This is a genomic window from Hymenobacter sp. BRD67 (assembly GCF_013256425.1).
Taxonomy (GTDB): Bacteria; Bacteroidota; Bacteroidia; order Cytophagales; family Hymenobacteraceae; genus Hymenobacter.
Window position 1 is genome coordinate 233,285 of record NZ_CP053904.1, and the last position, 11,413, is coordinate 244,697.

At 59.8% G+C, this 11,413-nt stretch carries 8 protein-coding genes; 2 read left to right on the top strand and 6 right to left on the bottom strand.

All coding sequences use genetic code 11. From position 1 onward, the window contains the following. Positions 1-46: 46 nt before the first annotated feature. The 6 genes from GKZ67_RS01090 to GKZ67_RS01115 form a co-directional block, all read right to left on the bottom strand. The gene (locus GKZ67_RS01090; RefSeq protein ID WP_173240778.1) at positions 47-1,531 is read right to left on the bottom strand and encodes a RagB/SusD family nutrient uptake outer membrane protein; all 1,485 of its coding nucleotides are present in this window, start codon (positions 1,529-1,531) and stop codon (positions 47-49) included. Positions 1,532-1,554: 23 nt separating this feature from the next. Beyond that, a complete protein-coding gene (locus GKZ67_RS01095; protein ID WP_173240779.1) occupies positions 1,555-4,410 on the bottom strand; it encodes a SusC/RagA family TonB-linked outer membrane protein in 2,856 nt (951 codons plus the stop codon). Positions 4,411-4,419: 9 nt separating this feature from the next. Beyond that, the gene (locus GKZ67_RS01100; protein WP_173240780.1) at positions 4,420-5,007 is read right to left on the bottom strand and encodes a carboxypeptidase-like regulatory domain-containing protein; all 588 of its coding nucleotides are present in this window, start codon (positions 5,005-5,007) and stop codon (positions 4,420-4,422) included. A gap of 24 nt (positions 5,008-5,031) precedes the next feature. Next, positions 5,032-6,027 carry a FecR family protein gene (locus GKZ67_RS01105; protein WP_173240781.1) on the bottom strand — a complete coding sequence of 332 codons (996 nt, stop codon included), beginning with the start codon at positions 6,025-6,027 and terminating at the stop codon, positions 5,032-5,034. Between the two features lie 212 nt (positions 6,028-6,239). After that, positions 6,240-8,852 carry a GDSL-type esterase/lipase family protein gene (locus tag GKZ67_RS01110; RefSeq protein ID WP_173240782.1) on the bottom strand — a complete coding sequence of 871 codons (2,613 nt, stop codon included), beginning with the start codon at positions 8,850-8,852 and terminating at the stop codon, positions 6,240-6,242. Between the two features lie 104 nt (positions 8,853-8,956). Beyond that, the gene (locus GKZ67_RS01115) at positions 8,957-9,544 is read right to left on the bottom strand and encodes an RNA polymerase sigma-70 factor (protein ID WP_173240783.1); all 588 of its coding nucleotides are present in this window, start codon (positions 9,542-9,544) and stop codon (positions 8,957-8,959) included. 411 nt (positions 9,545-9,955) lie between these two features. Between GKZ67_RS01115 and mraZ the strand changes: the two genes are divergently transcribed. Then, entirely contained in the window at positions 9,956-10,438 is a 483-nt protein-coding gene (gene mraZ, locus GKZ67_RS01120) for a division/cell wall cluster transcriptional repressor MraZ (protein ID WP_173240784.1), read from the top strand. After that, positions 10,435-11,376 (top strand): 16S rRNA (cytosine(1402)-N(4))-methyltransferase RsmH, encoded by a 942-nt coding sequence (gene rsmH, locus GKZ67_RS01125; protein ID WP_173240785.1) that lies wholly within the window; start codon positions 10,435-10,437, stop codon positions 11,374-11,376. Before mraZ ends, rsmH begins: the two co-directional genes overlap by 4 nt. Positions 11,377-11,413 lie beyond the last annotated feature (37 nt).

Sequence of the window (11,413 nt, forward strand, 5' to 3'; positions counted from 1 at the left end):
TTAATGACGTTCTAAGATTAGTCACTGGGCACTAGCCATTGGATAATTAATAGCCCGGGTTTTGCTGAATGAGCGGGTTGGTGTAGAGCTCGTTCTGAGGAATGGGGAAGAGCAGGTAATTGACATCGCGGCTGCTCCGCATCTGCTGGATAATATCGAGCGCCGTAACGGCGTGGTGCGCCGTGCCGTCGGCGATGGTGTGGCGGGCGTAGCGCAGCAGGTCGAACCAGCGCTCCCCTTCAAAGGCCATTTCTAGGCGGCGCTGATAGTCGATTTCATCACGCAGCGCCTGCTTGCTCAGGGTCTGGGGCGAGGCAGCCGTGAGGGCCGGCAGCCCAGCGCGCTGGCGCACCTGGTTTAGCTTGGCTATAGCATCGCCGGTAGGGCCGTTCTGCTCATTGCTGGCTTCGGCATAGTTGAGGAGCACTTCGGCATAGCGCAGCACGTAGGTATTATCCGTCGAGTTGAAGCCGTTGCCCAGGCTGCGCCACTTAAATACAAAGGGGCCGACATCGTTATTGTTGCCGCCGGGGCCGGGCTTGCCATCGATGTAGCTTACGTGGCTACGGCCTACCCGTTGGCCGTTGGCGGCCGTTACCGTGCCGGCGTAGGCCCAGCGCAGGTCGTTCACGGTGTCGGCGATGCTGATGAGGTTGGCTGTCGGGATGTTAAACTTCGGAAACGAGTAGGTAGCCAGGGGCGAGGGCAGCAGCAGGTCGGGCAGGATGTTGCCACCGTCGGCGTTGCCGGCATACTGAATCTCGAAGAGCGACTCGGCCGACTTGTTTTCGGCCGGGTAAAGCGAGTTGAACGAGGAGTTAAGCGCAATGCCGTTGGCAATTACTTTCTGGGCCGCGGCCTGGGCAGCCGCCCAATTGCGCTGGGTTAGCTGCACCCGGGCCAGCAGGGCATTGGCCGAGTTTTGGGTAGCGCGGTTGGGATTGCTAAGCGGCATCTGAACGGCGGCGGCAGTCAGGTCGGCCACCACCTGGGCATATACCTGGTCGCTGGTGGCGCGGCCCAGGTTTACGTCGGCAGGCGCCCCACTCTCGGTGGGGGTCAGGTGCAGTGGTACACCGCCGTAAGCCCGCACCAGATTGAAGTAGTTGAGTGCCCGAATGAAGCGCGCCTCGCCCAGAATCTGGCGGCGGCGCACGGTGTCCGTCATGCTCACGGTGGGCACGTACTTGAGCACGATGTTGGCCCGGTTGATACCGATGTAGGCCTGCTGGAACACGTTATTTATCTGGCTGGTCGTAGATACCCAGATAATTTTATCCATGGCATTCACATCGCCGTTGGTGCTGGTGCAGTCATCGGAAGGCATCTCGCCCATCACGTTCAGGTCCTGGCCATAGCCGCCGGTACCTTGTAGCGCGTCGTAAGTAGCCGTTAGGCTGGCCTCGGCATCGGTGGCACTCGTGAAGAAGTTATTGGGCGTGAGCGTAGTCAGCGGGGGCTTATCCAGAAAATGGCAGCTTGCCAGCAGGGAAAGGGCGCAGACGGGCAGGTAAAGGAGAGTCTTTTTCATGGGAATTCTAGACAGCTAGCAGCTTAAAAATTAGCATTCAGGCCCACGGTGTAGGTGCGTGCCTGCGGATACACGCCGTAGTCGCGGCCGAAGCCGGTAGAGGAGAAGGGGTCGGCGCTTACCTCCGGGTCGTAACCCGTGTACTTGGTCCAGGTAATCAGATTCTGAGCCGTCAGGTACACGCGCAGGTTCTTGATGGCCGCGTGGCTGGAGAAGGCCGCAGGCACGTTGTAGGCCAGCGTCAGGTTTTTGAGGCGCACGTAGGAGCCATCTTCCAGCCAGCGGTTCGAGAAGCGGTTGTTGCCGTTCGGGTCATTGCGCACCGGCCGCGGAATGTCGGTATTGGTATTGGTCGGCGTCCAGTGGTTGAGTACCGTCGTGAGTTGGTTAAGCGGGTCCGACTGCGACTCTAGAATCTGGCGGTTCTGATTGTAAATCTGGTTGCCGAAGCTACCCTGGAAGAATACGCTCAGCTCCAGGCCCTTGTAGGAGAAGTTGTTGGTAACCCCGCCAAACCATTTGGGGTTGGGGTTGCCGATAACCGTCTGGTCTTTGGGGTCAATCACGCCGTCGCCGTTCAGGTCCGCAAACCGCTGGTCGCCGGGGCTTAGCTTGTTGCCGTTCTGCGTGGGCGCGGCCTTACCCTCGGCAGCCGTTTGAATAATGCCCTGCGTTACGTAGCCGTAGAACGCGCCCAGCGGCTGGCCCACCTGTGAGATACTATAGCCTGTGCTGAGAATAGTACGGTTGGTGCTCACCCCATCGCTGCCCACCTGCTGGCCCAGGTCCAGTACTTTATTGCGGTTGGCGCTGATGTTGAAGCTGGTATTCCAGCCAAAGCCGTTGTCCTTCGACTCCACGTTGGTCGTCACCAGGCCAAACTCCAGGCCGCGGTTCTCGATGCTGCCTACGTTTTGCAGAACAGTAGAAGGATTGCCACCCGCGCCCGTACTCAGCGGAATGGGCACGTAAAGCAACAGGTCCTTGGTGTGCTTGATATAGGCATCAAAGGTGAAGGTCAGGCGGTTGTTGAACGCACCCAGGTCCAGGCCGGCATCATACTGATACGTGGTTTCCCACTTCAGCTTGTCGTTGCCGATATCGGTCTGGGTGATGCCCCCTGCGATAGCCCCGCCGGTACCCTGGTAGTTGTTACCCGTTGAGTAGCGCGTATAGCGCTGGTACGGATAAATCTCCTGGTTGCCGTTGGCCCCGAAGCTGGCGCGCAGCTTCGCAGTCGAGATAGGCGTCCCCTGCGGGAAAAACGACTCCTTGGCCAGGTTCCAGCCCAGGCTCACGGCCGGGAAGTAGCCGAAGCGGTTCTGAGTCGAAAACCGGCTGGTACCGTCGGCTCGCATACTCACCTGGGCCAGGTAGCGCCCGTTGTAGTCGTAGGTGGCTCGGGCAAAGTAGCTTACCAGGCTCCACTGCTCTTCGTAGCTATAGGGAATACCCACTACCGCTGAGCCGCCGCTGAGGTAAGGCGTGCCGTTGTTAGGGAAGCCCTGGGTAGTAGCGCCCGAGGTAATGCGGTCGGATGCCTGCATCGACTGGCCGGCCAGTAGCGTCAGGTGGTGCTGGTCGCCCAGGTTGGGGTTGTAGGTCAGCGTGTTTTCCAGCAGCCAGATAGGTACGAGTGTGTTGCCTACCTGTGCCCGGCCCCGCACCGAGGCATCGGCATTGGAGGTGCCAGGGTAGTTGGTGCTGATATACTGGTTCTCGTTCTGGCTGGTGAAATCAATGCCGACCGACGTGCGGGCCTTCAGGTTCTTCAGCACGTCATATTCGCCGTAGATATTGCCCACTACCTGGTACACATTGGCCAGGTTGCTGGTTTCGAGCAGGTCGCCCACCGGGTTGTCCGACTGGTTGAACGGGTTCACGCCGTAGGTGCCGTTCGGATTCAGAATCGGTACGGTCGGAATCTGGGAGAGTGCGCCCAGTACCGTGCCCGAGTTGCCCAGCGCCAGCTCCGAGCGCACGCTACCGTTGGTATGGGTGCGGCTCAGGTTCAGGTTGGTGCCCATCCGGAAGCGTGAGCTCAATTCCTCGCTCAGGTTGAGCTTGAAGCTGTAGCGGTCGAAGCCCGAGTTCAGGCTGATGCCCTGCTGATTGAAGTAGCCGCCGCTGATGTAGTAGCGCGTCTTTTCAGTGCCCCCGCTCAAGCTAAGCTGGTAGTTCTGCTGGTAGCCGGGGCGATACACGGCATCTTGCCAGTCGGTGTTAGTATTGGTCGGCGAGGGATTGTTGGGGTCGGTATATCCCGGAGGTAGCCCCGCGCCCGCCTGAATGGCATTGAACTCCTGGGCAAACTGCTGGGCGTTGAGCACGTCGAGCTTCTTGCGCAGGTACTGGCGGCCGTAGTACACGTTCAGCCCTACCTGGGTCTGACCTACCTTGCCGTGCTTGGTCGTGATAACTACCACGCCGTTGGCAGCCCGCACGCCGTAGATGGCCGCAGCGGCGCCATCCTTGAGCACGTCGATGCTCTCAATATCGTTGGGGTTGATGGCATTAAGCGGGTTTAAGCGTTGGTTGCCCACTGCTACCTCCTGGTTATAGCCTGGAATAATCGGCACCCCATCCACTACGTACAGCGGCGAGCCATTGAGGTTGAGCGAAGCGTTGCCCCGCACCCGCACGTTGATGCCCGCCCCAGGGGCGCCCGTAGGAGCCGTAACCTGCACACCGGGAGCCTGGCCCTGCAAAGCCTGGTCGAAGCCCGCTACCGGCTGGCGCTCAATGGCCGCGGCGCCCACCGAGGTAACGGCGGTCGTTACCTCCTGGCGGTTCTGGGTGCCGTAGCCCACTACCACTACTTCGCCCACGCTCTGCTGGTCGTCCTTAAGCCGAACCTCAAACGTGCGGGTAGTGCCCACCGGAAACTCCTAGCGCAGGTAGCCCACTGAGCTGAACACCAGGGTACTGCCCTCGGGCACATTCAGCGAAAAGCGGCCTTCCGCATCGGTCGAGGCCCCGGTAGTAGTACCCTTTACCAGTACCGTTACACCGGGCAGCGGCTCGCCCTTGCTGTCAGTTACGCGGCCGGTGATGGGAATGTCCTGGGGCGCGGCGGTCGCAGTTGTGGATAGCAAGGCTGTCTTTTCCGTCCGGCTCGTCACCACAAAGTAGTTTTCGCGCAGCTCTTTAAACTGCAGGTTGGCTTGCGGCAGCACAATAGCCAGCCGCTCAGCCAGCGACGAAGCCGTCTCGGCCGGTACCGGCACCCGCTTATTATCTACCAGGGTGCTTTCGTAGAAAATGGTGGCGTGGTACTCGCTCTCCCACTGCTTGAGTAGGGTTTTGAGAAGTATCGAGCTGGCGCGCGTGGGAGCCGGGGTGCTTTGGGCCGGGGTGTTAGCTGCCAGTAGTTGGGCCGAAGCGGGGTTGCCCAACGCTTGCAGCAAAAGCACACTGGCCGCCAGGCAGGCGGGCCGGCCGGAGTGCTTGCCCAGGGGAGTAAGTAATCGGGTCATAAGGAAAGGGTGGGAAAGGAAAAACTAAGGTTTTTCAGCCAGCGTCAGGTGGTTGCCCTGACGCGTGGCCTGTAAGTGAAAGGTCTCTTCAAGGGCTTGCAGCAGGATGGGCAGCTCACCCACGGGCACGGTGCCCGTAACACGGCGGCGATTGAGTTCGGGAGTAGCGACTACCACTTCCAGGCCGTAGGTGTCTTGCAGGCGGGTAGCCAGCTCGGCAATGGTGGTCTCGTCAAATACCAGCTCGGCGTCTTTCCAGGCGGCGTAGGGAGCAGTATGTACCTTCATATGCGTTACGAGGGCAGGCTGGTCGTCGTGCGTTTCTACCAGCTCGCCGGGGCGCAGCAGCACATCAGGCTGCTGGTGGTCGTCGAACTCTACCCGTACCTTGCCCGAGAGCAGCACTACCCGCGTCTGGTCGCGGCGGCGGGCTACTACAAACTTGGTGCCCAGCACTTCTACTTGCAGCCCGGCCGTGGTGTGCACCAGAAAGCGCTGATTGTTGGGCATATGCTGCACTGAGAAGAAGCCTTCCCCATCCAGCCACACTTCCCGGGGGCGGTCGGTGGGCCAGGTAGTCGCGTAGCGCAGCTGCGAATGGCCATTAAGAGTTACCTGCGAGCCATCGGGGAGCGTTAGCTGGCGGGTCTGGCCATAGGGCGCTGCCACCACAAGCGGGGGAGTATGGTGCCCTTGGTAGAAGAGCCAGCTGCCTCCGGCAACTGTCACGGCGAGTGCCGCAGCCGCGGCCCAGCGCCGCCAGGTTTGCGTCGCACGGTAGCGCGGAGCGGCCGGTACCAGCTGCAGCCGGGTGCGCGCCAACAGCGCTTCGTAGTCGGGCTCATCGGCCCCGGCCAGCGGGATAGCGGCTAGCGCATCCCAGTGCTGCTGCATCCACAATTGGGCTAGTAGCTGGTTGGCTGGCTGGGCCAGCCAGGCGCGTACGGCAGCCGCCTCGGCGGCAGTAGCCGTGCCGGCCGCGTAGGTCGAAAGAAGTTCCTGGGTAATGTCAGGCGTCATATAAAGAAGTAAGCCGGGTAGCAACGCCCTCAGCGCCCAAAGGCGGCTGGACTAAGGCTGCAAAGCAGGGCGTAATCCTTCCCAAACGTTTGCAGCCTTAATACACCGCACCTTGACCGCTTCCCTTAGGGAGTAGTCGGGGAAAATATGAAAATTTGTATAATAAGCTGATTTTCAGGGAGAAATTCTTTAAAATCAGCCTTGTTTAGCAGCTATTCCCTGACCAGCCGGCAGTGCAGGGTTTCGTCTCCGTAGCGTATGGCCAAAGAATAGATGCCCCGTGGCAGCGCTTCCACGCTGAAGCTGTTGTGGCGTATTGGTCCGTTGAGCACCACCCGGCCCTCCAGGTCATGTATGGTCAGCAGGCTGCCATCGGGCGCGGGGGTCGGGCCGAACGTCACAGTGTCCGCGGTTGGGTTAGGGTAGCAGGTAAACTGTAGGCTTGAGTAGGGAGTGCGGGTGCCAAGCGCGGCAGCACTCACCCGTACAAGTTGGTTGGTGCTCTGGGCCAGGTTGGCCAGCGAGTCGGAGGTAGTGAGCCGGCGGCCATCGAGCGGCGCATACAGCTCAAGACTGGATTTGAGCAGCGAATCGGCCACCATAGCGTTTACCTCATCGGTGTTCATCCCCGAGCGGTAAAACAGCCAGTTGCGGTACTGGGTCCCCTGCGGAGCCCCCGGCCCACCCACCGTAAGCTGGCGCGTACGCAGCTGCTCAGCCAGACTGCCTACGTTGGTACTGTCGAGGTAAAAAACTGTTTCGCCCCGCGCAAAATAGTGCGTCAGCGTCGCCTTATGCCATTTATTATCGTTCACCCGCCGGGCGCTGGTCAGGGTGCCGGTTTTGGCCGAGGTATAGGTCAGCTGGCCGTTGGTCCCGATGCTCAGGCTGCCCTTGCTGGTGCTGTCTTGCAGCTCCAGCAGGCGGCCCGTGCCCGTGGTACGGAAGCTGATAACCTGCGTGAAGGGGTGAACCAGGGTTTCCGGTACAAAGCGAATGCCATCGGCCTGGCCGGCCGTCTTGGTAATTTTTACATACGAGGTAGCCGTGCGGTGGGGCAGGGGCTTGCCGGCCCGCAGCGCATCAAAGAGTGAGGGCACCAGAGCGTGGCCCAGCTCCGCGTGGCCCAGGTCGTTGGGATGCAGCACATCGTCCCAGAAGCCATATGCCCAGTGGCCGGTGCCATCGTCTACGGCTCCGAGCAGGTTCACGGTAGGCACGGCCCACGAATGCAGCAGCAGGTTCATCTGCTTGATGAACGCGTAGTCGGTAGGCGTGTAGTCGTTGCGCGTGTAGTTATTCGTCACTACCGGAACCAGGCCCTGGTCGCGCGCCTGCCTGATAAGCTGGAGCATATTGGTCTTGAACTGGTCAAACCGGGGCTGGCCATACTCATGAATGCCCTCGTTGCCCAGCGCCAGCGCATATACCACGTACCGTCCGCCCTGGGGCAGCAGGTCGCTGTTCCAGCGGCCAAGCACCTCTACCGTGCTGTTGCCGGGCACGGAGATATTGCTCGTTACCCAGGCCGCGCCCTGGCCGCTTGCATTGCGCTGGGCCAGCACCTTGGCGTAGCGGCTGGTGTAGCCATACAAGTTGGTAGCGCCCTGCCCGTAAGGTACCGACGAGCCGAAGTAAACAATCTTCAGCTCATTAATCGGGTAGTAGGTATCGAGCTGTAAGTCATCAAAATACACGCTGCCGACAGCTCCGGCCGCGTTATTCCACACCACGGCGCCTTTAATATAGGTAGTACCAGCTGGCACGGTGCCTATCGCTTCCTTGCGTACCCAGCTCCCGCTGGCCATGCCGGCTCCGACCGAGTCGGAGCGGGTTTTGCCCAGCAGCCCCATCGCACTGTTATAGAACGATAGCTCAAGGTGGGCCGCCTGGCTGCCTTGCAGGGCCTCGGCCGCCTGATAGAAGTAGCCGCTCAGCTTATACGAGCCACCGCTCTGGTAGCCGATGCGTTGTTCCAGGCTCAGGCTGCTACCCGCCAGGCGGGCCGCATAGCTGCCCGTGTGCGTAATAGCAGCTGCCGCCGAAGCCGCCGGGCTGCTGCCTTTGCTCACCGTGCTCCAATAGGTGAGATTACCCAATTCAAAGCCAGGGTTCTGAAATACGTAGCTCAGGGGCACTGCGGCCACCTTGCCAGGCACAATGTCAACCTTCATCAGGTTGAGGTAGGCGTAGGAGCCGGCCACTTTACTCAGTTCCAGTAAGATGGTGCCCGAGGCATCGGCGGCAATGGTATCCGATTTGGCGATGGTGTTATTATTACCTGCGTAGCCGTTGGCACCCACCCCAGTGCCGGTTGTAGTCTGGGTGATGGTACTCACTGTGCTCCCCGTAAACTTATACTGGGAGGTACGCAGCTCAGTGGTAGCCGCGCGGCTGCCAAACACGTGAAAGACATAGCGCTTGGTAGGGTCGCAGCCACTCAGGCGGAGCACGCCCGTGCTGGTACTGCCCGTTCCCTGCACAAAGAAGTAGTCTTGCGTGGCCGTGGCAACGGCATACTCGCTACCTAGCAGCGCGGCGCTCGGGGCCAGCAGGCCGCCGGTCAAAATGCCGTTGGTAAGAAAATTGGCCCCTACTTTCAGCTTGAGGCCGGTTGCGGCGTTGGTTTTATCAACCAGCCGGAAGGTATCGGCCGCCGTAGTCTGGTTCAGCACGTTGTTCCAGTAGTTGCCATTGGCGTCGGGGCTGGGCGTGCTGTTGCCGTTCGTAACATCATTAACGCCAAAGTCGATATAGAGCGAGCGCAGGGTTTGGGCCCGTGCCGCGCCCACGCTCAGCAGAAGCAGAAGTAGCTTTCTCAGCATAGTAAGGGTGGGAAAAGTATACGGTTCAACCAGGGCCAGGCCCCAATCGCTTACTGTACTACACCGCCGTACCTACCTTCCCCTTAATACTTTTCCTCAAAAAATCAGCGCTTGCTCAGGGCCAGCGTCAGCAGCACGCCCAGTATGCCGCCGTGCAGGTTAAAATATTTGCGCAGCGTCTTGAGAGCCTGCATAATATGTGCCTCCACCGTTTTCACCGATACGCCCTGGCGCTCGGCAATCTCCAGGTAAGAAAGGCCTTGCTGCCGACTCAGCATAAATGCCTCGCGCTGCTTGGGCGGCAAGCGCTCCAGGGCTGTCTGGTAGAGGGCTTCCATTTCCTGGTATTCGGCTTCGTTGGCTACACTGGCCGGCCCGGTAGCGGCTACTTCTCCCTGCAGGCGCAGGAGGTGCTGGTCGCGGCGCAGCTCGTTGAGCACGGCATGGTAAGCCGTAGTAAAGAGGTAGCCCTTCAGCGGGATGTCATCCCGCAACTGGCCGCGCTTTTCCCATATTTTAATAAAACATTCCTGCACTATCTCCTCGGCAGAAGGCCGCGATTTTAAATAGCTGTAAGCGAAGCGGTAAACCAGCGCGCTATAGTGTCTGAACAGAGCATCAAATGCCCGCTCGTCGTCCAGCTTCAGGCGGCGCAGGTAGTCCGATTCCGAAAAGTTGGGCGAGGTAGGCAATGGAAAACAGGGAAGTTATGTCGGAAAATTAATAGAAAATTGACACACCCGCCCACCTAATCTAAAATAGGAGCTCGCGGGCGACCGCCGGAAGTCAGGCGTAATAGTAAGTACAATACATGCAGTAAGCGGACTGCTGAACGCGGGTTTAGGCTATTTTGCAACATTGTTTCACTAAAAAACAAATTTTTGATAGCGCGAATTTTCTCGGCCGCATCTCGGGAATAACCGCTTAAGTCGCATCTTTATAAAATGAAACAATGTTTCATTATTGCTAAAAAGTGCATTTGTGAGGTTTAGGCAGCCTTTTAGGCTTGTGGTAGAAAGTGGTAGAAAGTGGTGGCTTTTTTAAAACGACTCGTACTTTTGTTATCCTAGGCGGACTTCTGCTCGCCGGGCCTTCCTACCACCATGCACCAGCTTCTATCCGGCGAATACGACTGCAAGCTCGACCCGAAGGGCCGGCTGGTGCTGCCTGCCAAGGTAAAAGCGGCCCTGCCCGATACCTATGCCAATCAGCTGGTGCTGGTACGGGGCTTTGAGCCTTGCCTGGTGCTGTATCCGCGCTCGGCCTGGGAGCTGATTCATGCCAAGGTGATGGCCCTGGATGAGTTTAACGAAGAATACCGGCAGTTTCAGCGCAATTTTTTTCGGGGCATGACCGAAGTTGAGCTCGACAGCATTGGCCGCTTTGGCTTGCCGGGCTCGATGCGCCGCTACGCCGGCCTCGAAAAGGAAGCCGTGATTGTGGGCCTCGGCAACCGCTGCGAAGTGTGGGACCCCGCCCGCTACGATGAGTTCCTGATAAAGGACCAGCAGGCGTTCTCCAAGCTGGCCCAGAAATTCTTGTCCGACACCCCCGAAACGCCGGCGCTGCCCGGACTGGCCGCATGAGCACCCGTCCCAACGATACCGCCTACCACCGCCCCGTGCTGCTGGCCGAGTGCCTGGCCGGCCTCGAACTGGTGCCCGGCGGCCGCTATGTCGACGTCACCTTCGGCGGCGGTGGCCACTCGACGCGTATTCTTGGTAAACTAGCGGAGGGGCACCTCTATAGCTTCGACCAGGACGAGGCGGCTGAGCGCGAGGCCCGGCAGCTGGCGCGGCCACAGTTTACCTTTATCCGGGCCAATTTTCGGCACCTGACGGCCGAGCTGGCCCAGCGCGATGCCCTCCCCGTCGATGGCCTGCTGGCCGATTTGGGCGTGTCGTCGCACCAGTTCGACACGGCCGAGCGGGGCTTTAGCACCCGCTTCGACGGACCGCTCGACATGCGCATGGACCCGCACGATACCAGCGTGGCCACGGCGGCCGACGTACTCAATACCTACGACGAGGCCGCCCTACATCGTATTTTTGGTATGTATGGCGAGGTAACCAACGCGCGCACCCTGGCCGCTACCGTGGTGCAGGCGCGTCGCCAGCGCTCGCTGCGCACCATCCAGGAGCTAAAGCAGGCTATCCAGCCTGTAGTAGCGCGAGGTAAAGAAAATAAATACCTGGCCCAGGTATTTCAGGCGCTGCGCATTGAAGTAAACGATGAGCTGGCCGCTCTGCAGGAAATGCTGACCCAGACGGCTCAGGTGCTACGCCCCGGCGGGCGGCTGGTGGTGATGAGCTACCACTCGCTCGAAGACCGGCTGGTGAAGAATTTTCTGAGCCAGGGCAGGTTTTTTGGGCAAGCCGAGAAGGACCTGTATGGCCGTGTCAGTCTCCCTTTTGAGGCCATCACGCGCAAGCCCATCGAGGCGTCGGCCGAAGAGGTGGCCGAAAACAGCCGCGCCCGCAGCGCCAAGCTGCGCATTGCAGTTCGAACTTCTATTCCCGCGTAAGCTCATGGCCGGCAATACGATGCGTCCACCAGCGGCA

What these genes read in the sequence shown, in the direction of transcription:
- GKZ67_RS01090 (WP_173240778.1), bottom strand. Translation starts at nt 1,531, where the DNA reads ATGAAAAAGACTCTCCTTTACCTGCCCGTCTGCGCCCTTTCCCTGCTG.
- GKZ67_RS01100 (WP_173240780.1), bottom strand. Translation starts at nt 5,007, where the DNA reads ATGACCCGATTACTTACTCCCCTGGGCAAGCACTCCGGCCGGCCCGCC.
- GKZ67_RS01105 (WP_173240781.1), bottom strand. Translation starts at nt 6,027, where the DNA reads ATGACGCCTGACATTACCCAGGAACTTCTTTCGACCTACGCGGCCGGC.
- GKZ67_RS01110 (WP_173240782.1), bottom strand. Translation starts at nt 8,852, where the DNA reads ATGCTGAGAAAGCTACTTCTGCTTCTGCTGAGCGTGGGCGCGGCACGG.
- mraZ (WP_173240784.1), top strand. Translation starts at nt 9,956, where the DNA reads ATGCACCAGCTTCTATCCGGCGAATACGACTGCAAGCTCGACCCGAAG.
- rsmH (WP_173240785.1), top strand. Translation starts at nt 10,435, where the DNA reads ATGAGCACCCGTCCCAACGATACCGCCTACCACCGCCCCGTGCTGCTG.